This is a genomic window from Streptomyces sp. NPDC031274, from assembly GCF_055570235.1.
In genome coordinates this window covers 447,760-471,430 of record NZ_JBVIHP010000001.1, presented here as the reverse complement: position 1 = coordinate 471,430, position 23,671 = coordinate 447,760, and the positions used below count along the sequence as shown (strand labels likewise).

Genomic DNA, 23,671 nt, shown 5'->3' with positions numbered 1-23,671 from the left:
GTGTTCGGACGTCGCAAGAAGGACAGTGCCGCCGAGGACGCGGCGGGCGAGGCCGAGCAGGTCGTCGAGGCCCCTGACGGTGCCGACAATGACACGGCGGCGCCGTCGCGCGTGAGGCTCGAACCCGAGCCGCGCCCCGACGGCCCCTGGGACGCCTCGGAGGTCCGCGAGCCCGGCGAGGGCCGGGTGGACCTCGGTGGCCTCTTCGTACCGGGTGTCGAGGGCATGGAGCTGCGGGTGGAGGTCGCGGGCGACGCGATCGTCGCGGCGACCGTCGTGCTCCAGGACAGCGCCATCCAGCTCCAGGGCTTCGCCGCCCCCAAGAAGCAGGGCATCTGGGGCGAGGTCCGCGAGGAGATCGCCTCGGGCATCACCCAGCAGGGCGGTGTCATCGACGAGGTCGAGGGCCCCCTCGGCTGGGAGCTGCGCGCGCAGGTTCCGGTGCAGCTGCCGGACGGCACGGGCGGCGTGCAGGTCGTGCGCTTCATCGGTGTCGACGGTCCGCGGTGGTTCCTGCGCGGGGTCATCTCCGGCCAGGGCGCGGTGCAGCCGCAGGCCGCGGGACTCCTCGAACAGATCTTCAGGGACACCGTCATCGTGCGTGGCGACGGCCCGATGGCGCCCCGCGACCCGATCGTCCTGAAGCTGCCGGACGACGCCCAGATGGTCGCCGAGGGCGGCGTCCAGCAGGAGCAGCAGGAGGGCTCGCGCTTCTCGGGCGGCATGGGCCAGCTCCAGCGGGGTCCTGAGATCACCGAGGTGCGCTGAGCGATCCGCCGGGCGGCGCGGTGACGGACCCGCGCCCCTCGCGGGTTACGGGGCGCTGATGCCCCACACGTAGCAGGCCGATGGGCCGCACTCCCTGACGGGAGTGCGGCCCATCGGCGTTTTCGCAGGTCGGAGGCCGGATCGCGCCAGCAGACGTAAGAGAGTCGTCAATGCGGCGCCGACGGACGTATGGGAGCCGTCAACGGCGGTCGAATTCAGCCACGGAAGGGGTTTGCTCAAGACGTCAGATCACTCGCATCTCATCTAGGAGCACACGATGGCCGACGTGGCCTTCGTCGTCACCACGATCGCGGTTTTCGCGCTGGTGGCGTTCATCGCCAAGGGGGTGGCGAAGCTGTGACTGCCGAGAACATCGTCGGTCTCGTGGTGGCCGTCGCCCTGCTGGGCTATCTCGTCCTCGCTCTCGTGTTCCCGGAGAGGTTCTGAGTACGAAATGAGTCCTGTTCTTGCTGGTGTGCTCCAGTTCCTGGCGCTGATCGTGGCGCTGGCCCTGGCATACCGTCCGCTGGGCGACTACATGGCCAAGGTCTACTCCTCCGAGAAGCATCTGCGGGTGGAGAAGTGGATCTACAAGGGCATCGGCGCCAATCCGAACGCCGAGATGCGCTGGCCCGCCTATCTGCGCGGGGTGCTCGCCTTCTCCGCCGTGAGCGTGCTGTTCCTGTATCTGCTGCAGCGGCTCCAGGGTTCGCTGCCCGGGTCGCTCGGCTTCAAGTCGATCGATCCGGACCAGGCCTTCAACACCGCCGCTTCGTTCGTGGCGAACACCAACTGGCAGTCGTACTACGGCGAGCAGGCCATGGGCCACGTCGTGCAGACCGGCGGTCTCGCGGTGCAGAACTTCGTCTCCGCGGCCGTCGGCATCGCCGTCGCGGTGGCCCTGGTGCGGGGCTTCGCGCGCTCCCGCACGGGTGAGTTGGGGAACTTCTGGTCGGATCTGGTGCGCGGCACCGTCCGCGTCCTGATCCCGATCTCGGTGATCGGCGCGATCGTCCTGGTCGCCTGCGGCGCGATCCAGAACTTCTCCGGCATCCACGGGGTCGGCCAGTTCATGGGCGGCAGCCAGGAGTGGAACGGCGGGGCGGTGGCCTCGCAGGAGGTCATCAAGGAGCTTGGCACCAACGGAGGCGGCTACTTCAACGCCAACTCCGCCCACCCCTTCGAGAATCCGAACGGGTTCTCCAACCTGTTCGAGGTCTTCCTCATCCTGGTGATCCCGTTCGCGATCACGAGGACCTTCGGGCGGATGGTCGGCTCCCTCAAGCAGGGGTACGCGATCCTCGCCACGATGGTCACCATCTGGGTCGGGTTCACCGCGCTGATGATGTGGACGGAGTTCCACCACGGGGCTCCCGCCCTCGACATCGCGGGCGGGGCCATGGAGGGCAAGGAGACGCGGTTCGGGATCGGCGGCTCGGCGATCTTCTCGGTCGCCACGACGCTGACCTCGACGGGCGCGGTCAACTCCTTCCACTCCTCCAACACGGGCTTCGGCGGCGGAATCAACCTCCTCGGCATGCAGTTGGGGGAGATCGCGCCCGGTGGTACGGGGTCGGGCCTCTACGGCATGTTGATCATGGCCATCATCGCGGTGTTCATCGCGGGGCTGATGGTGGGGCGTACGCCGGAGTACCTCGGCAAGAAGATCGGCACCCGCGAGATCAAACTGGCGGCCTGCTACATCCTGATCACCCCGGCCCTGGTGCTCGGCTTCACGGCGGTGTCGATGGCGCTGCCCACGCCCAAGGACTCGATGCTCAACACCGGGGCGCACGGCTTCTCCGAGATCCTGTACGCCTACACGTCGGGCGCCAACAACAACGGTTCGGCGTTCGCGGGTCTGAGCGCGGACACGAACTGGTTCAACACCACGATCGGTCTCGCGATGCTGCTCGGCCGGTTCCTGCCGATGGTGTTCGTCCTCGCGCTCGCGGGCTCGCTCGCGGAGCAGAAGCCGATTCCGGCGACGGCGGGCACGCTGCGCACCGAGAAGCCGCTGTTCACGGGGTTGCTGGTCGGCACCATCATGATCATCACTGGTCTGACCTACTTTCCCGCGCTGGCCCTCGGACCGCTGGCGGAGGGACTCGCGTCATGACCACCGACATACAGAAGCCAGAGGAGCCCGGCTCCATGTCCACCGCTACTCCCACCCGTGCGCCGCACCAGGATGTGCCCGGCGGGCCCAAGGACGTCAAGGGCGCCAAGGACGCCGGACGGGTCGGCGGGGGTCTGTTCGACCCCCAGCAACTCCTCAAGTCCTTCCCGGACGCCGTGCGGAAGCTCGATCCGCGGGTGATGGTCAAGTCTCCCGTCATGTTCGTGGTGCTCGTCGGCTCGGTGATCACCACCGTCCTCGCGGTCAAGGACCCGGGGGACTGGTTCGGCTGGGCGATCGCGGTCTGGCTCTGGCTGACCACGATCTTCGCCAACCTGGCGGAGGCGGTGGCCGAGGGCCGCGGCAAGGCGCAGGCGGACACCCTGCGCAAGGCCAAGACCGACACGGTCGCGCGCCGGCTCAACGGCACGGCCGAGGAGCAGGTGCCCGGCACCGAGCTGCGCATCGGTGACCTGGTCGTCTGCGAGGCGGGTGACGTGATCCCCGGCGACGGTGACGTCGTCGAGGGGGTGGCGAGCGTCGACGAGTCGGCGATCACCGGTGAATCGGCCCCGGTCATCCGGGAGTCGGGCGGCGACAGGTCCGCCGTCACCGGCGGTACGAAGGTCCTCTCCGACCGCATCGTCATCAAGATCACGACGAGGCCGGGCGAGACCTTCATCGACCGCATGATCAACCTGGTCGAGGGCGCGGCCCGGCAGAAGACACCCAACGAGATCGCGCTGAACATCCTCCTCGCGTCCCTCACCATCGTCTTCCTGCTCGCGGTCGTCACGCTCCAGCCGTTCGCCGTGTACGCGGGTGCCGAGCAGTCCATGATCGTGCTCGCCGCGCTCCTGGTGTGCCTGATCCCGACGACCATCGGCGCGCTGCTCTCCGCGATCGGCATCGCGGGCATGGACCGCCTGGTCCAGCGCAACGTACTCGCCATGTCGGGGCGGGCGGTCGAGGCCGCCGGTGACGTCTCGACGCTGCTCCTCGACAAGACGGGCACCATCACGCTCGGCAACCGGCAGGCCGCCGAGTTCGTGCCGGTGCGCGGGACGACCGAGGCCGAGCTCGCGGACGCCGCCCAGCTCTCGTCGCTGGCCGACGAGACGCCCGAGGGCCGCTCCATCGTCGTACTGGCGAAGGAGAAGTACGGGCTTCGCGAGCGCCACCAGGGTGAGTTGGAGGGGGCCGAGTGGGTCGCCTTCACGGCGCAGACGCGGATGTCGGGCGTCGACCTCGTCCAGAACGGGGCCGGGCGCAAGGTGCGCAAGGGCGCGAGCGGTTCGGTCGTCGCCTGGGTCACCGAGAACGGCGGTGTCGTCTCCGATGACGCTCAGGGTCTGACCGACGCCATCTCGCAGGCCGGTGGCACGCCGCTCCTCGTCGCCGCGAAGGACGGCGAGGGGGCGCGTGTCCTTGGCGTCATCCACCTGAAGGACGTCGTCAAGGAGGGCATGCGGGAGCGGTTCGACGAGCTGCGCCGCATGGGCATCAAGACCGTCATGATCACGGGTGACAACCCGCTGACCGCCAAGGCGATTGCGGACGAGGCGGGCGTGGACGACTTCCTCGCCGAGGCCACGCCCGAGGACAAGATGGCGCTGATCAAGCGGGAGCAGGCCGGTGGCAAGCTCGTCGCGATGACCGGTGACGGCACGAACGACGCGCCCGCCCTTGCCCAGGCGGACGTGGGCGTGGCCATGAACACCGGTACCTCGGCCGCCAAGGAGGCCGGGAACATGGTGGACCTGGACTCCAACCCCACCAAGCTCATCGAGATCGTCGAGATCGGCAAACAACTCCTGATCACCCGGGGTGCGTTGACGACCTTCTCGATCGCCAACGACGTCGCGAAGTACTTCGCGATCATCCCCGCCATGTTCGCGGTGGTCTATCCGGGCCTAGACAGGCTCAACATCATGGACCTGTCGTCTCCGGAGTCGGCGATCCTGTCGGCCGTCATCTTCAACGCGCTGATCATCATCGCCCTGGTGCCGCTGGCCCTGAAGGGCGTGCGGTACCGGCCGATGAGCGCGGACAGGATGCTGCGGCGCAACCTCGGCGTCTACGGGCTCGGCGGTCTCATCGCCCCGTTCATCGGCATCAAGTTCATCGATCTGATCATCTCCCTCATCCCCGGGCTGTAATTTCCTGAAAGCGTGCTGACCGTCATGAACAACTCAGTTGGAAGCACGGCGCGGTTGCTGGGAGCGGGTCTGCGTGCCCTGCTCGTCCTCACCGTCATCTGCGGTGTCGTCTATCCGCTGGCCGTCACCGGGATCGCCCAGGCCCTGTTCAACGACAAGGCCAACGGCTCCGAGGTCAGGAGCGAGGGCAAGGTCGTCGGCTCCGAGCTGATCGGGCAGACGTACAACCTCCCGTTGGAGAAGGGTCAGGAGACGGCCGCGCCCGATCTGAAGTGGTTCCAGCCACGGCCGTCCAACGGCCTGGGCGAGAACAGCGTGAACACCCGGTACAAGCTGATCCTGTCGGGTGCGACGAACCTCGCCGGTGACAGCAAGGACCTGATCGCGAATGTCAGGGCCGCCAAGGCCGCCGTGGTCAAGGACAACTCCACGGCCGACTTCAAGGTCAAGCCCTCGGACGTGCCGGCCGAGGCCGTCACCTCGTCCGGCTCGGGTCTCGACCCCGACATCTCCCCGCGGTACGCGGAGCTGCAGGCCCACCGCGTGGCCGAGAAGAACGGCCTCGACGTGAACAAGGTCGAGAAGCTGGTGGACGAGCACATCGACGGGCGGGCCCTCGGCTTCGTGGGCGAGCCCCGCGTCAACGTCCTCCAGCTCAACATCGCGCTGAAGGAGCTCGTCGCCGACAAGGGCTGACGCCGCCCCCCATCGCCTCGTGGTCCCTCGTGGCCCGCCGCGCCCCGGTCATGCCGATCGGAGCACGGCGGGCCACAGGCGCGTCCGCCCCCCCCCGGCCCGTATCCGCCTGTGCAGAACTTCTTACTTCACGTCTTGACGGAAGCCTGGTCCGTACCTACTGTCTCGGCCCAACACGCCTGTTCAGAAAGGTACATGGAGTTCACATACGAGAATGGATGGCCCTCGCATGGCTGACACCCCCACACCGCCCGTGCGTCACCGCCGCAGATCCCGCACCGCACTCCTCGCGACCCTCACCACCACGGTGACCGCACTGGTCGCCGCCCTCCTCGCCTGGCCCGGCGCCGAGCGCGCCGACGCGGCGCCCAGCACCTTCGCCCACCCCGGAGTCGCCGTGTCCCGCGGCCAGTTGGACTTCACCAGGGAGAAGGTCAACGCCGGAGCCCAGCCCTGGAAGGGCGCCTACGACCAGATGATGGGGAGCAAGTACGCCTCCCTGTCACGCACGCCCAAGCCCCGCGCGGTCGTCGAGTGCGGCTCCTACTCGGACCCCAACTACGGCTGCACCGACGAGCGCGAGGACGCGACGGCCGCGTACACCACGGCGCTCGCCTGGTACATCACCCGCGACGAGCGCTACGCCAAGAAGTCCATCGAGCTGATGGACGCCTGGTCCGCCACCATCAAGGACCACACCAACAGCAACGCCCCGTTGCAGACCGGCTGGGCGGGCTCGTCCTGGCCGAGGGCCGCCGAGATCATCAAGCACACGTACACCGGCGGCTGGGGCAACGCGGGACGCTTCGCGACGATGCTGCGCACCGTCTACCTGCCCGAGATCATCAACGGCTCCCACTCCAACGGCAACTGGGAGCTCTCGATGATGGAGGCCGCCATCGGCATCTCCGTCTTCATCGAGGACAAGGGGTCGTACGACAAGGCGATGGTGAAGTTCCGTACGCGCACCGCCGCGTACGTCTATCTCGCGTCCGACGGCGACCTGCCCAAGACCGTGCCGAGCCAGAACCTGGACACCCGCGCGAAGATCGTCAAGTACTGGCAGGGCCAGGGCACCTTCACCACCGGGCTCACCCAGGAGACGTGCCGCGACTTCACCCACACCGGATACGGGCTCTCCGCGATCTCCCACGTCGCCGAGACCAGCCGCATCCAGGGCGACGACCTCTACAAGACGGACGTCGGCGAGCGGCTGCGCCAGGGCCTGGGCTTCCAGGCCAAGTACGAGCTGGGGGAGGCGCCGCCGAGTTCCCTCTGCGGCGGCTCGGTCCACCGGGGTCTCGGGCCCGTCACCGAGGTCGGCTACAACGCCCTCCACAACCGACTCGGCCACGCCATGAGCAACACCCAGAAGCTCACCGAGCAGAACCGTCCGGCGGGCTCCAACAATCTGTTCGTCGCCTGGGAGACCCTGACCCACGCGGACAACCCGAGCTGATCGCGGACAACCCGGGCTGATCAGAGACCCGTAGGGAAATCCTCGTCGGGCCGGGCGCGCGGTGACCACACCGGCGCCCGGCCCGTCCTGCCTCATCCCCTGCCTGCCTCATCCCCGACCTGGCACATCAGGGTTGCGTCAAAGAGAGCCCCCGGGCGCACCTTCGTCCGTTTCGCGGGAATTGTTAGCCGTAAGGTCGACGCTGCGTACAGAGCGGATTCGGGAAGACAATGGGGCCATGGCACGCGGCAAGCTTCGGATATACCTCGGTTCGGCACCGGGCGTCGGCAAGACGTACGCGATGCTGTCCGAGGCCCACCGCCGCATCGAGCGCGGCACGGACTGCGTCGTGGCCTTCGTGGAGCACCACGACAGGCCCCGCACCGAAGTGATGCTGCACGGCCTCGAGCAGGTGTCCCGCAAGGACCTCGACTACCGGGGCGGCCTGTTCACCGAGATGGACGTGGACGCCGTCCTGGAGCGGGCGCCCGCCGTCGCCCTGGTGGACGAACTGGCGCACACCAATGTCCCGGGATCCCGCAACGCCAAGCGCTGGCAGGACGTCGAAGAGCTGCTCGCCGCGGGCATGGACGTCGTCTCCACCGTGAACATCCAGCACCTGGAGTCGCTTGGCGACGTCGTCGAGTCGATCACCGGCGTACGCCAGCGCGAGACCGTGCCGGACGAGGTGGTGCGGCGCGCGGATCAGATAGAGCTGGTCGACATGTCGCCACAGGCGCTGCGCCGCCGCATGGCCCACGGCAACATCTACAAGCCCGACCGGGTGGACGCGGCCCTGTCCAACTACTTCCGGCCCGGCAACCTCACCGCCCTGCGCGAGCTGGCGCTGCTCTGGGTCGCCGACCGGGTCGACGAATACCTTCAGCAGTACCGCGGCGAGCACGACATCCGCTCCACCTGGCAGGCCCGCGAGCGCATCGCCGTCGGCCTGACCGGCGGCCCCGAGGGCCGCACCCTGATCCGCCGTGCGTCGCGGATGGCCGCCAAGGGCTCGGGCAGCGAGATCCTCGCCGTCTACATCGCCCGCAGCGACGGCCTGACCGCGGCCTCGCCCAAGGAGCTCGCGGTCCAGCGCACCCTCGTGGAGGACCTGGGCGGCACCTTCCACCACGTCATCGGCGACGACATACCTGCCGCGCTGCTCGACTTCGCCCGCGGCGTGAACGCCACCCAGATCGTCCTGGGCTCCTCGCGCCGCAAGACCTGGCAGTACATCTTCGGACCCGGCGTCGGCGCGACGGTCGCCCGCGAATCGGGTCCCGATCTGGACGTCCACATCGTCACGCACGACGAGGTCGCCAAGGGCCGCGGCCTGCCCGTGGCGCGCGGTGCACGGCTCGGGCGCTCCCGGTCCATCTGGGGCTGGCTGGTGGGCGTGGGCGGCCCGGCGCTCCTGACGCTGCTCCTGACCCATGTCGACGCGAACCTCGGCCTCGCCAACGACATGCTGCTCTTCCTGACGCTCACGGTCGCCGCCGCCCTGCTCGGCGGCCTCCTTCCGGCCCTGGCGTCGGCGGCCTTCGGCTCGCTGCTCCTGAACTACTACTTCACGCCGCCGCTGCATCTGTGGACGATCTCCGACTCCAAGAACATCGTCGCGATCGTCGTCTTCGTGGGTGTGGCGATCTCCGTCGCCTCCGTCGTGGACCTCGCCGCACGCCGTACCCACCAGGCCGCCAGGCTGCGCGCGGAGTCGGAGATACTCTCCTTCCTCGCCGGAAGCGTGCTGCGCGGCGAGACCAGCCTGGACGCTCTGCTCGAACGCGTGCGCGAGACGTTCAGCATGGACTCCGTGGCCCTCCTGGAGCGGGCGAGCGACGTCGCCCCCTGGACCTGCGCGGGCCGGGTCGGCGAGGGCCGCACGATCGAGCGGCCCGAGGACGCGGACGTGGACATGCCGGTCGGCGACCACATGGCGCTCGCCCTGTCCGGCCGGGTGCTGCCCGCCGAGGACCGCAGGGTGCTCGCCGCGTTCGCCGCGCAGGCCGTCGTCGTCCTTGACCGCAGGCGCCTCAAGGACGAGGCGCAGCAGGCCCGCACCCTCGCCGAGGGCAACCGCATACGCACCGCGCTGCTCGCCGCCGTCAGCCATGACCTGCGTACGCCCCTCGCGGGCATCAAGGCCGCCGTCTCCTCCCTGCGCTCCGACGACGTGGCCTGGTCCGACGAGGACCAGGCCGAGCTCCTCGAAGGCATCGAGGACGGCGCCGACCGCCTTGACCACCTGGTCGGCAACCTCCTGGACATGTCCCGCCTGCAGACCGGCACCGTCACCCCGCTGATCCGCGAGATCGACCTCGACGAGGTCGTCCCGATGGCGCTCGGCGGCGTACCCGACGGCAGCGCGGACCTCGACATCCCCGAGACGCTGCCCATGGTCACCGTCGACAAGGGCCTCCTTGAGCGCGCTGTCGCCAACATCGTCGAGAACGCCGTCAAGTACAGCCTCGACGCCGAACCGGTCCTGGTCTCCGCGAGCACGCTCGGCGACCGCGTCGAGCTGCGCGTCGTGGACCGCGGCCCCGGTGTCCCGGACGGGGCCAAGGAGCGCATCTTCGAGCCGTTCCAGCGCTACGGTGACGCTCCGCGGGGCGCGGGCGTGGGCCTGGGCCTCGCGGTCGCACGCGGCTTCGTGGAGTCCATGGGCGGCACGCTCGAGGCGGAGGACACCCCGGGCGGCGGCCTCACCATGGTCCTCACCCTGCGGGCGGCGGCGGGCGGACCGCCGGTCCTGCCGGATCTCTCCGCCCAGGCCACCTCATGACCGCCCCTACCGACGAGACCGCCCCTACCGACAAGACGGCCCCCGCCGACAAGACCCACAGGCCCGAAAGGCAGACGCGCATGCCGCACTCTCCCGGGGGAGACCCCAGGACCCCCACGAGGGTGCTCGTGGTCGACGACGAGCCACAGATCGTCCGCGCCCTCGTGATCAACCTGAAGGCGCGCAAGTACGACGTGGACGCGGCCCCGGACGGAGCCACCGCGCTCCAGCTCGCCGCCGCACGCCACCCCGACGTGATCGTGCTCGACCTCGGCCTGCCCGACATGGACGGGGTCGACGTCATCAGGGGCCTGCGCGGCTGGACGCGTGTGCCGATCCTGGTGCTCTCCGCGCGGCACAGCTCGGACGAGAAGGTCGAGGCGCTCGACGCGGGCGCCGACGACTACGTGACCAAGCCGTTCGGCATGGACGAGCTCCTGGCCCGGCTCCGCGCCTCCATCCGCAGGGCCGAGCCCGCGGGAGCGGGCGAGGACGACGTGATGGTGGACACCAAGGACTTCACGGTCGACCTGGCGGCCAAGAAGGTCAACCGCGGCGGGCGCGACGTACGCCTGACGCCCACCGAATGGCATCTGCTCGAAGTCCTGGTGCGCAACACAGGGCGCCTGGTCAGCCAGAAGCAGCTGCTCCAGGAGGTCTGGGGCCCTTCGTACGGCACGGAGACGAATTACCTGCGCGTCTACATGGCGCAGCTGCGGCGCAAGCTGGAGACGGACCCCGCGCATCCGCGGCACTTCATCACCGAGCCGGGAATGGGTTACAGGTTCGAGCGGTGAGTCGCGGCTCGGGGTCGGACTGAGCGGGCGCAGGCACAGGTGAGCGCACCCGTTGCGGCACTGTCGGCGACCCCCGGTACGCTTCGTGTATGAGTGCTGTTCCTGGTTCCGCGAAGCCGGCAGGCCGTTTCCGGCGCATGCTCGACCGGCTGTCGTCCTCCCAGGAGGACCTGGAGTCGGAGGAGCTGCGCGAGGACACCGAGACGGCGGGGTGCACCCGTATCGGCGACTGCCACGACCGCCAGATAGTCACGGTTACTGGTACCTTGCGCACGGTCACCCTGCGACCACGCGCCGGCGTCCCCGCCCTTGAGGCGGAGCTGTTCGACGGCTCCGCGGCACTGGACGTGGTGTGGCTGGGCAGGCGCTCCATCGTGGGGATAGAACCGGGGCGCAGGCTGATCGCGTCCGGCCGGGTCTCGATGAGCCGGGGCCGCCGGGTGCTCTTCAACCCGAAGTACGAACTCAGACCCCTCGGACGGGAGTAGCCGGTGACGTCCCTCGACAAGCCGACGGAGACGGACCACGAAGCCACGGACCGCGGAACCACGGACCAGGAAGCGGATTCCAGGGCCGTGACCGAGGCCGCGCTCTTCGAGGCGTTCGGCGGCGTGCGGGGCATGGTGGAGACCGTCGTCCCCGGCCTCCTCTTCGTGACCATCTTCACGATCAACAAGGACCTGCACATGTCGGCCATCGCGGCCCTCGCGGTGTCCCTGGTGCTCGTGGTGGTCCGCCTTGTCATGAAGGGCACCGTCAAGCACGCCTTCAGCGGCGTCTTCGGTGTCGCCTTCGGTGTGGTCTTCGCGATGATGACCGGCAACGCCAAGGACTTCTATCTGCCGGGCATGCTCTACACCCTGGGCCTCGCCCTCGCCTACATCATCACGGCCCTCGCGGGCGTCCCGCTGATCGGCCTGATCCTGGGCCCGGTCTTCAAGGAGAACCTCTCCTGGCGGACCCGCAACCCGGGCCGCAAGAAGGCGTACACGAAGGCGAGTTGGGCCTGGGGTCTGATCCTGCTCGCCAAGTGCGCGATCCTCTTCCCGCTCTACTGGTGGGGGGACACGACGCAGTTCGGCTGGGTCCTGATCGCCCTGAAGATCCCGCCGTTCCTGCTCGCCGTCTGGCTGACCTGGGTCTTCCTCGCGAAGGCGCCCGCGCCGATCGACGTCTTCGCGGAGATGGAGGCGCAGGAGAACGCCGAGAAGGAGCGCAAGGCCGCGGGCCAGCATCGCAAAGAGGCCTGACCGCCAAGGCACTTGCCTGTACGCGGAGGGGGGGGGGGCCGGGGGGGGCGGGGGGCCCCCCCCCCCCCGCCGGCGGCTGCCTTCATCTCGACAAGATGTGCAGGACTGTCACGACGGCGACGCCGGCCAGCAATGCAGGACCAAAACCGGGGGCTTGAAAGCTACGCAGGTTCATCCGGCCCCGGCGAGCAGCAGGAGGCCGGTGCGCACGTCGAGGGGGCTACGGGCCCACGCTGGTAGCGAGCTGGTGGCCACAAGACGTGGGGGCCGAGGACGGACGGCCCGACTGTTCCGGGCAGTACCAGCTACGGGTGGCGGTCAAGGGAGACAAGGTCTACGCCTGGAGCAACGGCGACATGACCGAGAGCTAAGTTTGATCCTTAAGGTTTCGCGTGGTCGCGTTCGTAGAGAGTGCTGGGTCGTTTGGCGGTTTTGCCCACGTCCTGGCGGGTGGCGGGGCGCTGGTTCTTGGAGCCGAGGCGGGTGGTCTTCTCCCAGGGCTTGCGCTGGTCGGCTGTCAGCGGGGCGGCGAGGCGGAGTTGGGTGTGCGCGATGACGACAAGCCACATCCACCGCTCCACCGCGTGGGGGTCGCGCATGCGCGGCCGGGGCCAGCCAAGAGTCTGCTTGAACAGGCTAAACGCGTGTTCCAGGTCGAACCTCCTCAGGTAACTCGACCAGACAAAATCGATGTCGGACGGGCTGGCCCCGGTTGTATAAGACCACAGCCATACCGCCGGGCGCGTCGCGGTTGCATGGCAGGTGATCGATGGCCAGGCGGCCCAGGGTGCCCTCGATGACGGGGAGTTCGCTGTCGTGGTCGATCCAGGTTCGCAGCCAGGCTAACCAGCCCGCCTGAGCACCCCGCACCTTCCGGTCGGGGTAGAGGTGGGGGCCGTCGGCGCCCCCCCACCTCGGGAAGGAACCCTGCTCATGAAGCTCACCGTGATCGGCTGCGGCTACTACGGCGCAACACACGCCGCCTGCATGGCCGACGACAAACCTTAGGTCGTATAACAGATGTGACGCACGATCGAGCGGGCACCGCGGGCTCGCCGACGGCGCTCTCAGCCCTGACGACTCCGACGCTCCCCCGTCGAGCCAGGCCAACCGTCATGGCCGCAGTCACTTCGTCGAGGGTACCCACGCATTCGTCGCAGGCGGCTCCGTGGCAGGAGTTGCCTCGTCCATCTCGGCTACATCCATGTCGACCGCGCAGCCTTCCGGGATCTTCTCGCTGGAAGTCGCGCAGGCCGAGGGATCGGCATCGGGGGCGACCCTCTTCGCCTGGCGCTGGCTCTTCCCCTGTTCGCCCGAGGTCGAGGCACCCGAAGACGGGTTGCCGTCCGAGGGCGACGAGCAGGCCGCCGAGCCCATCACAGTGCACAGGATCAAAACAACCGAAGCTGCAGCAGTACGAGTACGCATTAAAGTCCCCCAACGCGGACACGGAGTGTCCGGCCTATCAGTCGATCAACCACGCCACCTTGCATCGTGCAGTTGGCGTGGGAAGCGTGAAGAGATTACATGCCCGCTTGACGCGTACGCGGCTAAATCTGGCATTCGGCACAAGATCGCGTCCCGGATCTGACGGGCGCTCACGTGTTGAAGCGGAGCTCTAGATCGGGTGTGGAGCAGGCCGGCCACACCGAAGCAGCAAGCCCATGGCGGACCTGACAACGAGGGCCACAAGGTTGGCAAGGAGGGCCTGATCGCCGTCGGCGAATCCTGAAGGAGACCGCACGGACAGGCTTGAGGGCAGGAACCCGCCACTGGGCTCTCAACCGCGGCCCAGCCCCATCTGCCGCCCACGGCGCCCCACAGCGCGCCCCGCGAGGAGATCCAGCCCGCCACCCTCATCGTCGGACAGCTCCCCCGCAAGACCGCCGAACGCTCCACCGGCAAACCCCTGGGGCCAATCCCCGAACAGGCCACCCACCCGGTCACCCTCAAGGCTCCGCCCGTCTGAGGGTGGAACAGGCGTGTCCGGCGGGGCATGACCGGGTTTTGATGCCTGGGGCGCTTACCTCGCCGTGTTGTCGGAATTGCCTTCGTACACCCCGCACCAGGACGATCCTCCGCCTTACGATCGCAGGGCACCGGGCACCGGGCACCGGGCACCGCCCAGCCTGGCCGTATGCCCGCACCTTGCCGAAAACGCTCTACTGGCGGGGCGATGCGCTGGCCTGAACCAGGACTCGTGCCAGGTCAGCACTCTCCGGAAGGGTGTCGAGTGAGAGGGGCTGCGTGGCCACAGCACCCTCGTGCAGCACAAGGAGTTGGGTCGCGAGGGTGGCCGGGTGCGAGCAGCCAGCTGTGGCGGCGAGTTCCTTGAACAGGTTCAGCAGCCAGAGCTTCTGATTCGCGGCGATGCGGTGTGCGGGATGTGAGGGGTCCGGGAGTTCCGCCAGCGCGTTGATGAACGCACATCCGCGGGTGTTGGTCTCGCTCCAGGTCCGCAGGGCCTCGAAGGGGGCGGTGACGGCCTCGGCCGGAGTGCCGGCGGCGTCAACGGCGGCACGGACGAGTGAGCGCCAGCGCTGGTCGCGTTCGGTGAGACAGGCCGCCACGAGGTGGTCTTTCGAACCGAACTGGTTGTACAGGGTCCGCTTGGTCACGCCTGAGTGCTCGGCGATCAGATCCACACCGACCGCTGTGATGCCGCGGTGGTAGAACAACTCCTCGGCAGCCGCCACTATGCGCCGGCCGGCCGGCGTCATCGGCCGCGTTTCCTGCACGACGGACCCCCTTCACAGAACGGTGTACGGTGGGAGATGTTCACAGATCAGTATACCTGGAGGAGGTTCAAGCGATGGGTGTGTCCGATTCCATGCGAGCGGTGCGCATCACCAGGCACGGTGGACCGGAGGTCCTTGAGCTGACGGAGGTCGCCGTCCCCGCCCCTCAGGCAGGGGAAGTGCTGGTCCGCGTCGGCGCGGTAGCGCTGAACAACACCGACCTGTGGACCCGGGAGGGCGCCTATGGCCGTCCGGACGACCCGAAGGCACTCTCGGGCTGGCGCGGCCCGATCGACTTCCCTCGCATCCAGGGCGCTGACGTGGCCGGACGGGTCGTGGCCGTCGGGACCGGCGTACGGGAGGACCTCGTAGGACGCCGAGTGGTCGTCGACCCCGCGATCTACGACACCGAAGGGCCCGACGCCAACCCCGTGGGCCTGATGGGGAGCGAACGCGATGGCGGATACGCCGAGTACGTGACGGCGCCGGTGAAGCGCGTGCACGACGTGACGGAATCTCCGCTCACGGACGAGCAGCTCGCGACGTTGCCGACCGCTTACGGCACGGCTCTGGGCATGATCGAGCGAGGCCGTCTGCGCAAGGGGGAAACCGCCCTGGTCTCGGGAGCGTCCGGCGGTGTCGGCATCGCGCTGGTGCAGATCGCCCGTGCGCGCGGCGCAAGGGTGCTCGCCATCAGTAGTGGATCCAAGATCGAGGCGGTTCGCGAAGCGGGCGCGCACGAAGTCATCGACCGCGCAGGAGACATCGCCGAGCAGATCCGCGCCGCCGCACCGGAGGGCATCGACGTCGCACTCGACGTCGTGGCCGGCGAACTGGTCAGCGAGGGGCTGCCGCTGCTGCGCGAAGGGGGCCGGTGGGTGATCGCCGGCGCGCTCGGTGGATACGGCGTGACCTTTGATGTGCGCCGTCTCTACCTGCACAACGCCCAGGTCATCGGTTCCGCGATGCACACGCCCACGCACTTCGACCTCCTCATGGACCTGGCTCGTCGGGCAGAGGTCCAGCCCGTCATCGCCGCGACCTTTCCGCTGGACCAGGCCGCTCAGGCGCAGGAAGAACTCTCCCGCAGGGGCCACGTGGGAAAGATCGTCATGCACCCCTGAGTTCCATCCGAGGTCAAGTCGCGCGCGGCCACCGGCAGGAGGACCCGCGGGTTTCCGGATGCAATAGCGGCTGATCCGCCCCGATGGCACGGCCAAGCGGCAGCTCACCATCACCCCGACTGTCATGTGGGCGTGAGGCATGGGGATCCCTGAGGGCCTCCGCCCCGGGCCTGCACGACCAGCTGCGCCATGCCGACGTCGGAGCCATCGTCGGTCTGCCTGCCCGGGACCTCCAGCGCATGGTCAAACAGTCGAAGAGACCCTCCCGGAAGGGCGACGCCCCCACAAACACTTCCCGCTGGGCATTGTGTCCAGCAGACTCATTCCTCACGGCCTCCGCGCTGATCCGCCTCTCTGGCCGGAGCACATCAGGCGGAGGCCGTGTTCACGTTCTCGGAGTCCTCGAGCTCGCCGAGCCTACGAGCACGGAACGGAACACAGACGGCATCACTCGCAGGCAAGACGTGAAGGGCGCCCCCTGCGCCCTGCTCCGCGAGTCCGCCTGAACCGGCGTCTTCCGCACGAGGCCACGTCGTGCGCAGGCGGGCCGGTATCCAGCCCTCACGCCGCGTCCCCGCCGAACTCGGCGACTATCGGTTCCCACTCCCCGCACGACCGAATCCGCGTGCTGAATGCCCATCAGGGCCACCCAGCACGCGGATTCTTGCCGGAGGGCGTACGCGAATCCGCGAACCCGCGTACTTCCCGACCGCACGGCGCAGAAGATCCACCACCTGGAACAGGGCAGCCACGAGTACGCCACAGCCCAGCTCATTGCGCTCGGCGCCCCACGACCGCGGCCCGGCGACAGCCCAACTCTCTGGCTTCGGCACGAGGCCCGACACCGTTCCGCTCGGCCGTCTACGTCGAGATCCCGTCGGCCGCGTCGCACAGCCTTCGTATTGTTACGCCACTGCACCCAGGTCGTGCGGAATCATCCGCATCCTCAAGCCGTCCCCGCAGCGTCTAGAGCGGCAGTGATGAAGGAGGCGACCAAGCGGCGGCGGTCGTCCTGCGACCATGCGAGGACGAGTTCGCTGTTGGGGGCGTCGCTCACGGGCCGGTAGACGAGGTCGGGGTGCATGGGCTGGGCCAGTGAGCGGGGCAAGATCGCGATGGTGCGTCCCAGTCTGATCATTTGCAGGGCTTCGGCTGCGTCCGTGATCTCGGGCCCCGCACCGGCCTCGGGTGCTCCGGTCCAGCGCACGCCTTTCCAGCGTGGCAGTGTTTCCCGGGCGAGGTCGGCGAGAGTGACCTCCGAGCGAGAGGCGAGCCGGTGGTCCGGCGGCAGGATCGCGACACGCCCTTCGACCATCAGGGTTTCGTGGTCCAGGCCGGTCATGTCGTCGAACGGCGCGTACAGCAGGGCAACATCAGCGCGGCCATCGCGGACGTAATCGGCGCGATCGGTGGCACCGCCGAAGAGGATGTCCACCTGGCGGGCGTCGGGCTGGCCGGCGTAGGCGGCCAAGATGCCGGACAGCAGGTTCGCATCACCGCCGGGTTTGATCACCAGGCGCAGGCGGGCTTGCTGATCTCCGGCCCGGCGGGCCTTCTCCGCAGCCGCACTGACAGCGTTGAGTGCGTGCCGACCATGGTGCAGGAGTGCTTCGCCGGCGGGAGTGAGGGCGACGTGCCTGCTGGAGCGCTCCAGCAGCTTCACTCCGAGCCGGGACTCCAGGCGCCGGACCGCTTTGGACAGGGCCGGCTGCGCAATCGCCAGGCAGGCCGCGGCACGACCGAAGTGCAGTTCCTCGGCCACGGCGACGAAGTACTCCAGCTCGCGGGTCTCTAGCTCAGCCACGCCGAAAGGCTACCGCCTGATCCATTCCCGTCAGGCATTGAATGGGAACGGATAGATCTTGGACGGGCGCGAAAAATGCCTGTTCTCTGAAGGCATGATTCACCACACGATGATCGTAGCGTTCGACAATCCGATTCCCGCGAGTGAGCTGGACCAGTACCTCAAGGAGTTCGAGGAACTCGTGAAGGGATCCGGTCTGGTCGAGTCGGTCGCGACCCGGCATCACATCCGCGTCCCGGGCGACGACCACGCCCCGGTGGCCATCGCCAGCGCCATCCTGCAACTGCGCCTGACCGACCTCGATGCCCTGAACGCAACCTTCACCATGCCCGGGACAGTCGACCTCATCAAGCGCTGGCAGAGCCGCCACCCCTACAAGGCAATCTGGGTCAACCACGAGCCACTGGCGTGAGCGGCTACACCGGCTAGGCCGGTGTAGCCACCGGCGCCAGCAGCGGAATCGGGCGCGCCGCCGCGCTCGAGTTCGCCCGGCTTCGCCCAGCGCGGGGCCGCGGGCGCTGCACTCGACCTGGACGAGCACAGCACCCGCCAGACCGTGGACCTGATCCTGAAGGAGGGCCGCCGGGCTGAGGCCGTGGCCGTCGACATCGGCCATGAGCAGTCCGTGCAGCGAGCCGTGATCATGATTACGGTTCATGGAGCGGGGAGATCTCACGGACGAGCAATAGGCGGCACTGGAGCCGTCGATACCGAAAGGAACGACGGCGGGGCGGCCGCCCGTCTGGCCTTCGTTCCGGCAGCTGATCTGCCGACATGACACCGGCCGGAGATGGAGGGGCGGCCGGCTGGTCCTGTTCGGCTCTGAGGCAACGCCGGATCCGTGCCCGGAAGAACGGAGCCCGGCGGTGCTGTGCCTGGCAGCTTCCAGGGGCGGTGGCCCTCGATGCGCCGCAAAGCCGACACGCAAGATCGTCTACGGGTTCCGCAGCTCGTACGCGGGTTTCTCACGCCTGGTCTAGACGTTCACCGCGCATGACAGCGCCGTCGAGGCCTCATCGGCCTGGCCTGACAGGCCGGACTCCACCGCGGATGGTCTGGTCCGGCTCGGACCGGGTGGGGCAGGCACCGAGGAGCCCGCGCAGCACTATCACCGCTGCTGCCAGGATGATGCTGTCCCAGGACGGCTTGCCGGCTAGCCGGAGCAGTAGGGCGGCGGTCAGGAAGTCAAGCAGCGCGGTCAGGGCCTGTCGCACGGTGTGCGTGAGGCGCCAGGCCGCTGCTGCCGCGACGAGGCCGAGCGCGGCGATCAGCACAGCAGCCGTCTGCGGCCACTCGCTCATGTCGGCTGTCCCTTGGCGCCGTGCGAAGGCGGTGCGGCCCCTTGTTCGACCTCGACCCGCTCCTGGGCGATCTCCCGTCCCAGGAAATAGTTCAGCGCGGTCCGGATGGCTGCGATAGCTGCCAGCTGGCCGATCTCGGCGAAGCTCGGGGCGACTGCCGTACGCAGCACATCACCCGCCAGCTGGAACTCCAGACCCAGGACAAGGAACCGTCCCAGGCCCAGCCTGATGCGATTGAACTCAGCTGCCCTACGGCGCCCGCGCGCACCCGCCCGGATGAACTGCACGAACGCCCACACCGCACCGATGAAGATGACCAGTGCGCCCGCTGACTCGACCAGCCTGACCAGCAGACCGATCACATCGTGCAGGGTCGACTCGGGCAGCATGTCCACCAACGGGGTCATTGATGGAGGATCTTCCCCGAACACCCAAGGCGCAAGGACGAGTTCGAGCCTGACTGCCCCGGCGTGCAGGTGGCTGCGCTCGCCGTTGCGGTCGAGGACGAGCAGGATCTCGGCCGACCGGTCCGTGGCCACAGCGGATGGCAGGCGGGGCCATGGCGGAAGACGACATGGCCTGACCCGTCTCGACGCGGATGGCGCGGGAAGCCGAGGTAAAGGACAGCGGTGTCGCCTCAGCCACCCCTCGCCCTCCGGCATCAAGGCCCCGACGGCCGCGACCACCCCGGCCACTGCCGTGTGCGACGCCGCCTCCCTCATCACTGCCCCTGCCACGTCAACCTCACCCTGAACTTGAGGTCGAGACATCCACGGCGAGGCCACTCGATGTAACCATCCCCCCCACCCCGCCGTCCCCTGTCCCGAGGTCACGGGGCCATCGGGGCGCACCGGCACAGCCGCATGCAGCCCGTGCCCAGAGCCCCTACAGGAGCAGACTGGCGCCGGTGAGGCAGCTGTCGAGGACGAGACAAGCGTCGAGTGCCGCCCTCACCGAACGGAACACAGACGGCTCGATCACTTGCAGGGAGGAACCGCGCCGTTGGCCTTCACGTAGCGAGCGGTGACCCACCCCTGGGGCGTCTTGACCTTGTACCAGGTGCGGTTGCCACCGACGGGCTGACCGGCCTTGCGGCAGATCAGGTCAATGGTCTGTCCGCTCCGGTAGGCCCCAGTGACCCGCGAGTTGGAGGTCGGCTGCTGGCGTACGTGCACGCCGGCCTTTGAGATGACCTTGCCCGTCACCGGCTTCGGGGCAGGTGCGAGAACAGTGAGCTTGGCCTTCGCCGTCCACTTTCCACAGCCGACTCCCCCGACCATGACCTGGTGAGCACCCGGGGCAGCATTCGCCTTCACCCCTGCCTGGCCCGCGTACACCGGCGGGTTGCCCCTCTTCGCCAGCGCCACTGCCTTGGCGAAGGCATCGGACCGCGCCTGCACCGAACGGCACGTTCTCGGAGCGCCCACGACCTTGACCGTGACCGTGGCCTTCTGTTTGGCCATCGCCGGGGTGACCGTGACCCGCGGCGCCATCGCCGCGCCGGGTGTCGGCACGGCGGGAGCATCTGCATACGCGAGGCCTGTCATCGCCACGGAGGCGAGAGCCACCGCCGCACACCCGCTCACGGCATTGCGAACCATCATTGCGTTCTCCTTTGGGGCGGTCGGCGGTTCCGAGCGGAACCCTGAGCTGTGCACCGTGGAGGAAACGTAGGTCCGGCACCGGACATATCGAGGCACCCACCCCACGACGCGCCCTCCGTCACCGAAATGCAGGAGCATGTGATCAACCGACGGATCTACTGACCAGAGGCCGGGGCCGACGCAGTCCGCGGTCCCACCCCGTAGCGGAGCCGGTACGCGCCTACCGCGATTCCGCCCGCCGCCCGCCGCCCGCCGCCCGTGAGGGTGCGGCTCAATGCCCCCCCCGCACGCATCGCCCTGCGGCGTGCCCTGTGCTACGGGCCTCCGGGGAACTCGCGGGCGAGCCGACAGCACCAGCCACCCGGCGCTTACTGTGCTTGCCCGCAGCCCACGGCGGACACCACGTCTGGCTACGGCCCTTCGCCCGCGATACCTCGCTCGCTCACACAACCCGCAACCCGCCGAATGAGGGCAAAGTTTAAATTGGCCGTGACCCGGCAACCGGAACGGGAATCCCTCAACCGCCACCTCGTTCCCGGAAGGGCCCCGTCATGAGCAACGACCAGACAAGCACGCTCGATGCCAGCAGCGACCTGTCCCAGGTCTTCGAACTCGCACAGCAGCTGCGCGTAGACTCGGTGCGTGCCAGCACTTCGGCCGGCTCCGGGCATCCCACCTCGAGTCTCTCCGCCGCCGATCTGATGGCCGTGCTGATGACGCGCCACCTCCGCTACGACTGGCAGAACCCGGACCACCGCGCCGCCGACCACATGATCTTCTCCAAGGGGCATGCCTCGCCCCTGCTGTACGCCATGTTCAAAGCGGCCGGCGTCGTCAGCGACAAGGAGCTGATGACCACCTACCGCCGATCCGGCCACCGCCTGCAGGGACACCCCACTCCGGAACTGCCCTGGGTGGACGTGGCCACCGGCTCTCTGGGCCAGGGCATCGCCTATGGCGTCGGCATCGCATTGGCCGGACGGGATCTGGCAAAGCAGCCCTACCGGGTATGGGTCCTGTGCGGAGACAGCGAAATGGCCGAAGGCTCCGTATGGGAAGCCCTCGACAAGGCCGGGCACCATCAGCTGGCCAACTTCATTGCCCTCATCGACGTCAATCGGCTGGGCCAGAGCGGCCCCACCGAGCTCGAGTGGGACACCGACACCTACGCCCGACGTGCCGAGGCATTCGGCTGCCGTGCCCTCGTCGTCGACGGCCACGACCTCGATGCGATTGACCAGGCCCTGACCACCGCCGCCGACGGCCAGGCCCCCACCGTCATCGTCGCCAAGACCGTCAAGGGCCAGGGCGTGAGCGAAGTCGCCGACAAGGAAGGGTGGCACGGCAAACCCCTGCCCGAGGACCTGGCCGACCGCGCCCTCGCGGAACTGGGCGGGATCCGTGACCTGCGGGTGCGCGGCCCGCAGCCCCCCGACGCCACCCCTGTTCCTGCTCCGGCGACAGCCGCCGCAGAGCTGCCCCGCTTCGAAGTGGGCGATGAGGTAGCCACCCGTGTCGCGTTCGGAAAGGCGCTTACCGCCCTTGGAGCACATCCCGATGTCGTCGCCCTGGACGCCGAGGTCGGCAACTCCACGCACGCCGAAGACTTCAAGAAGGCATACCCCGAGCGCTACTTCCAGACCTACATCGCCGAGCAGCAGATGATCGCAGACGCCGTCGGCATGGCGGTCTGCGGGTATCGCCCCTACGCCACCACCTTCGCCGCGTTCCTGACCCGTGCGCACGACTTCATCCGCATGGCCGCCGTTTCGGAGATCACCATGGCCTTGTGCGGAACGCACAGCGGAGTGGAGATCGGCGCCGACGGCCCCTCTCAGATGGGCGTCGAAGACCTCGCCATGATGCGCGCCGTGCACGGATCCACCGTCCTGTACCCCAGCGACGCCACCTCCGCCACCGCACTGACCGCGGCCATGGCAGACCTCCATGGCATCTCCTACCTGCGCACCACCCGCGGCGCCTACCCCGTCCTGTACTCCGACGACCAGAGCTTCCCCGTCGGAGGCTCGAAAACCCCGCGCCGCAGCGATGACGACCAGGTCACCCTCATCGGAGCCGGTGTCACACTTCACGAATGCCTCGCCGCCGCCGATGACCTCGCCACCGCAGGCATCCAGGCTCGCGTCATTGATGCCTACTCCATCAAGCCCATCGACACCAACGCCCTCGTCAGTGCCGCACAGGACACCGGTGCCTTCGTCGTCGCCGAGGACCATCACCCCGAAGGAGGCCTCGGGGAAGCAGTCCTCTCAGCCCTCACCACAACGCCGACCCGCCCTGACTTCACCCACCTTGCCGTAACCAACCTGCCAGGGTCCGGCACCACCACCGAACTCCTCGACGCAGCAGGCATCTCCCGCACGCATATCGCCCAAGCAGCTCGCGCCCTCCTCCAACGGTGATGACGAGGCGGAACGCACCCTCACCACCGCGGGTCCACTGCGCGACCGGGCGGGCCCGGCGGTGCGTTCGTCTCAAGTGTCAACAGTGCGGAGGCAGTGGAGCTCCGTGATGGTGCGGCCCCGCGATCCAGGGAGTTGGTTCCCCGCGTGCGCAGCAGCTCGGGGAAGAGACCGCTGCTGCCGGCGAAGGACTGCAACAGAGCTTGTGCGTAGGCATCCATTACGCCTACGAGCGAGGGTCGGACCGTGCGCAGTTGGTCGGCCATGTACTCCCCGCGGCGTTCCAGCATCCGTTCGGTGAGGGCGTTGATCAACTGTTCTTTGCCTGCGAAGCGGCGGTAGATCGCGCCAACCGAGACACCGGCGCGCTCCGCGACACCCGCGATCGTCATCACGTCCAGGCCCGCCGAGGAGGCGTTGACCGTCTACGTGCCCACGCCCTACATGCCCACGCCCTGCTCGCAGGACGTACTGGAGCACCACTTGCGACACTACGCAGTCGAGTTCAGGAACTGGATCATCGCCGCAGCGGCGGCCCGCGCCTGAGGTCGCCGGCCAGCCGGCGGGCAGCTTCGGCCCTGTGCAGAGCAGTAGCGCCGCCGCCCGCGGGGACTATCCGCAGGAGCACCCGATCACGTCCGCCC

The 23,671-nt window shown here is 68.4% G+C and carries 21 protein-coding genes; 14 read left to right on the top strand and 7 right to left on the bottom strand.

What is annotated here, in order from left to right; genetic code table 11:
- The 10 genes from ACZ5CR_RS02165 to ACZ5CR_RS02120 all read left to right on the top strand — a co-directional run bounded on the left by ACZ5CR_RS02165 (position 1) and on the right by ACZ5CR_RS02120 (position 12,033).
- Positions 1 to 768: a DUF3710 domain-containing protein gene (locus ACZ5CR_RS02165; protein ID WP_468852687.1), complete on the top strand. Its 768-nt coding sequence runs from the start codon at positions 1 to 3 to the stop codon at positions 766 to 768.
- Positions 769 to 1,125: 357 nt separating this feature from the next.
- Positions 1,126 to 1,215: a K(+)-transporting ATPase subunit F gene (gene kdpF / locus ACZ5CR_RS02160; RefSeq protein ID WP_033264828.1), complete on the top strand. Its 90-nt coding sequence runs from the start codon at positions 1,126 to 1,128 to the stop codon at positions 1,213 to 1,215.
- 7 nt (positions 1,216 to 1,222) lie between these two features.
- Positions 1,223 to 2,887 carry a potassium-transporting ATPase subunit KdpA gene (kdpA, locus tag ACZ5CR_RS02155; RefSeq protein ID WP_468852685.1) on the top strand — a complete coding sequence of 555 codons (1,665 nt, stop codon included), beginning with the start codon at positions 1,223 to 1,225 and terminating at the stop codon, positions 2,885 to 2,887.
- Positions 2,884 to 5,046 (top strand): potassium-transporting ATPase subunit KdpB, encoded by a 2,163-nt coding sequence (kdpB, locus tag ACZ5CR_RS02150; protein ID WP_468852682.1) that lies wholly within the window; start codon positions 2,884 to 2,886, stop codon positions 5,044 to 5,046. The genes kdpA and kdpB overlap by 4 nt, the downstream gene beginning before the upstream one ends.
- 24 nt (positions 5,047 to 5,070) lie before the next feature.
- Positions 5,071 to 5,742, top strand: a complete 672-nt coding sequence (locus tag ACZ5CR_RS02145; RefSeq protein WP_468852681.1) for a potassium-transporting ATPase subunit C — start codon at positions 5,071 to 5,073, stop codon at positions 5,740 to 5,742.
- A gap of 229 nt (positions 5,743 to 5,971) precedes the next feature.
- The gene (locus tag ACZ5CR_RS02140; RefSeq protein ID WP_468852679.1) at positions 5,972 to 7,201 is read left to right on the top strand and encodes an alginate lyase family protein; all 1,230 of its coding nucleotides are present in this window, start codon (positions 5,972 to 5,974) and stop codon (positions 7,199 to 7,201) included.
- A gap of 238 nt (positions 7,202 to 7,439) precedes the next feature.
- On the top strand, positions 7,440 to 9,986 hold the full coding sequence (locus ACZ5CR_RS02135; RefSeq protein WP_468852677.1) for a DUF4118 domain-containing protein: 2,547 nt from the start codon (positions 7,440 to 7,442) through the stop codon (positions 9,984 to 9,986).
- An 80-nt stretch (positions 9,987 to 10,066) separates the two neighbouring features.
- Positions 10,067 to 10,783 (top strand): response regulator, encoded by a 717-nt coding sequence (locus ACZ5CR_RS02130; RefSeq protein ID WP_389916982.1) that lies wholly within the window; start codon positions 10,067 to 10,069, stop codon positions 10,781 to 10,783.
- 89 nt (positions 10,784 to 10,872) lie between these two features.
- Positions 10,873 to 11,271, top strand: coding sequence for an OB-fold nucleic acid binding domain-containing protein (locus ACZ5CR_RS02125; RefSeq protein ID WP_468852675.1), 399 nt, complete (start codon positions 10,873 to 10,875; stop codon positions 11,269 to 11,271).
- A gap of 3 nt (positions 11,272 to 11,274) precedes the next feature.
- Entirely contained in the window at positions 11,275 to 12,033 is a 759-nt protein-coding gene (locus tag ACZ5CR_RS02120; protein ID WP_468852674.1) for a DUF3159 domain-containing protein, read from the top strand.
- 380 nt (positions 12,034 to 12,413) lie between these two features.
- Here the strand turns inward: ACZ5CR_RS02120 and ACZ5CR_RS02115 are convergent, their stop codons facing one another.
- Both ACZ5CR_RS02115 and ACZ5CR_RS02110 read right to left on the bottom strand, forming a co-directional pair.
- Positions 12,414 to 12,632 (bottom strand): hypothetical protein, encoded by a 219-nt coding sequence (locus ACZ5CR_RS02115; protein ID WP_468852672.1) that lies wholly within the window; start codon positions 12,630 to 12,632, stop codon positions 12,414 to 12,416.
- A gap of 1,563 nt (positions 12,633 to 14,195) precedes the next feature.
- Positions 14,196 to 14,753, bottom strand: a complete 558-nt coding sequence (locus ACZ5CR_RS02110) for a TetR/AcrR family transcriptional regulator (protein ID WP_468852670.1) — start codon at positions 14,751 to 14,753, stop codon at positions 14,196 to 14,198.
- Between the two features lie 92 nt (positions 14,754 to 14,845).
- Between ACZ5CR_RS02110 and ACZ5CR_RS02105 the strand changes: the two genes are divergently transcribed.
- The gene (locus ACZ5CR_RS02105) at positions 14,846 to 15,895 is read left to right on the top strand and encodes a zinc-binding dehydrogenase (protein ID WP_468852668.1); all 1,050 of its coding nucleotides are present in this window, start codon (positions 14,846 to 14,848) and stop codon (positions 15,893 to 15,895) included.
- A 946-nt stretch (positions 15,896 to 16,841) separates the two neighbouring features.
- Here the strand turns inward: ACZ5CR_RS02105 and ACZ5CR_RS02100 are convergent.
- Complete coding sequence (locus tag ACZ5CR_RS02100; protein ID WP_468852665.1) at positions 16,842 to 17,699, bottom strand: LysR family transcriptional regulator; 858 nt, start codon at positions 17,697 to 17,699, stop codon at positions 16,842 to 16,844.
- 58 nt (positions 17,700 to 17,757) lie between these two features.
- On the opposite strand from ACZ5CR_RS02100, the gene ACZ5CR_RS02095 reads away from it, so the two are divergent.
- Entirely contained in the window at positions 17,758 to 18,111 is a 354-nt protein-coding gene (locus ACZ5CR_RS02095) for a hypothetical protein (RefSeq protein WP_468852663.1), read from the top strand.
- Between the two features lie 601 nt (positions 18,112 to 18,712).
- Here ACZ5CR_RS02095 and ACZ5CR_RS02090 read toward each other — a convergent pair.
- The 3 genes from ACZ5CR_RS02090 to ACZ5CR_RS02080 all read right to left on the bottom strand — a co-directional run bounded on the left by ACZ5CR_RS02090 (position 18,713) and on the right by ACZ5CR_RS02080 (position 20,604).
- Positions 18,713 to 19,000 (bottom strand): hypothetical protein, encoded by a 288-nt coding sequence (locus ACZ5CR_RS02090; protein WP_468852661.1) that lies wholly within the window; start codon positions 18,998 to 19,000, stop codon positions 18,713 to 18,715.
- The gene (locus tag ACZ5CR_RS02085; protein WP_468852984.1) at positions 18,997 to 19,407 is read right to left on the bottom strand and encodes a DUF1622 domain-containing protein; all 411 of its coding nucleotides are present in this window, start codon (positions 19,405 to 19,407) and stop codon (positions 18,997 to 18,999) included. The genes ACZ5CR_RS02090 and ACZ5CR_RS02085 overlap by 4 nt, the downstream gene beginning before the upstream one ends.
- Positions 19,408 to 19,977: 570 nt before the next feature.
- Positions 19,978 to 20,604 (bottom strand): SH3 domain-containing protein, encoded by a 627-nt coding sequence (locus ACZ5CR_RS02080; RefSeq protein ID WP_468852660.1) that lies wholly within the window; start codon positions 20,602 to 20,604, stop codon positions 19,978 to 19,980.
- 551 nt (positions 20,605 to 21,155) lie between these two features.
- On the opposite strand from ACZ5CR_RS02080, the gene ACZ5CR_RS02075 reads away from it, so the two are divergent.
- On the top strand, positions 21,156 to 23,027 hold the full coding sequence (locus ACZ5CR_RS02075) for a transketolase (protein WP_468852658.1): 1,872 nt from the start codon (positions 21,156 to 21,158) through the stop codon (positions 23,025 to 23,027).
- Between the two features lie 20 nt (positions 23,028 to 23,047).
- Here the strand turns inward: ACZ5CR_RS02075 and ACZ5CR_RS02070 are convergent, their stop codons facing one another.
- Positions 23,048 to 23,419: a TetR/AcrR family transcriptional regulator gene (locus ACZ5CR_RS02070; RefSeq protein ID WP_468852656.1), complete on the bottom strand. Its 372-nt coding sequence runs from the start codon at positions 23,417 to 23,419 to the stop codon at positions 23,048 to 23,050.
- A gap of 25 nt (positions 23,420 to 23,444) precedes the next feature.
- Here ACZ5CR_RS02070 and ACZ5CR_RS02065 point away from each other — a divergent pair, with 25 nt between their 5' ends.
- Positions 23,445 to 23,573, top strand: coding sequence for a hypothetical protein (locus tag ACZ5CR_RS02065; protein WP_468852654.1), 129 nt, complete (start codon positions 23,445 to 23,447; stop codon positions 23,571 to 23,573).
- The last annotated feature ends 98 nt before the right edge of the window (positions 23,574 to 23,671 follow it).

What these genes read in the sequence shown, in the direction of transcription:
- ACZ5CR_RS02080 (WP_468852660.1), bottom strand. Translation starts at nt 20,604, where the DNA reads ATGATGGTTCGCAATGCCGTGAGCGGGTGTGCGGCGGTGGCTCTCGCC.
- ACZ5CR_RS02110 (WP_468852670.1), bottom strand. Translation starts at nt 14,753, where the DNA reads ATGACGCCGGCCGGCCGGCGCATAGTGGCGGCTGCCGAGGAGTTGTTC.
- kdpB (WP_468852682.1), top strand. Translation starts at nt 2,884, where the DNA reads ATGACCACCGACATACAGAAGCCAGAGGAGCCCGGCTCCATGTCCACC.
- ACZ5CR_RS02075 (WP_468852658.1), top strand. Translation starts at nt 21,156, where the DNA reads ATGAGCAACGACCAGACAAGCACGCTCGATGCCAGCAGCGACCTGTCC.
- ACZ5CR_RS02135 (WP_468852677.1), top strand. Translation starts at nt 7,440, where the DNA reads ATGGCACGCGGCAAGCTTCGGATATACCTCGGTTCGGCACCGGGCGTC.
- ACZ5CR_RS02090 (WP_468852661.1), bottom strand. Translation starts at nt 19,000, where the DNA reads ATGAGCGAGTGGCCGCAGACGGCTGCTGTGCTGATCGCCGCGCTCGGC.
- ACZ5CR_RS02145 (WP_468852681.1), top strand. Translation starts at nt 5,071, where the DNA reads ATGAACAACTCAGTTGGAAGCACGGCGCGGTTGCTGGGAGCGGGTCTG.
- ACZ5CR_RS02130 (WP_389916982.1), top strand. Translation starts at nt 10,067, where the DNA reads ATGCCGCACTCTCCCGGGGGAGACCCCAGGACCCCCACGAGGGTGCTC.
- ACZ5CR_RS02085 (WP_468852984.1), bottom strand. Translation starts at nt 19,407, where the DNA reads ATGACCCCGTTGGTGGACATGCTGCCCGAGTCGACCCTGCACGATGTG.
- ACZ5CR_RS02140 (WP_468852679.1), top strand. Translation starts at nt 5,972, where the DNA reads ATGGCTGACACCCCCACACCGCCCGTGCGTCACCGCCGCAGATCCCGC.
- ACZ5CR_RS02105 (WP_468852668.1), top strand. Translation starts at nt 14,846, where the DNA reads ATGGGTGTGTCCGATTCCATGCGAGCGGTGCGCATCACCAGGCACGGT.
- ACZ5CR_RS02115 (WP_468852672.1), bottom strand. Translation starts at nt 12,632, where the DNA reads ATGCGCGACCCCCACGCGGTGGAGCGGTGGATGTGGCTTGTCGTCATC.
- kdpA (WP_468852685.1), top strand. Translation starts at nt 1,223, where the DNA reads ATGAGTCCTGTTCTTGCTGGTGTGCTCCAGTTCCTGGCGCTGATCGTG.
- ACZ5CR_RS02125 (WP_468852675.1), top strand. Translation starts at nt 10,873, where the DNA reads ATGAGTGCTGTTCCTGGTTCCGCGAAGCCGGCAGGCCGTTTCCGGCGC.
- ACZ5CR_RS02070 (WP_468852656.1), bottom strand. Translation starts at nt 23,419, where the DNA reads ATGACGATCGCGGGTGTCGCGGAGCGCGCCGGTGTCTCGGTTGGCGCG.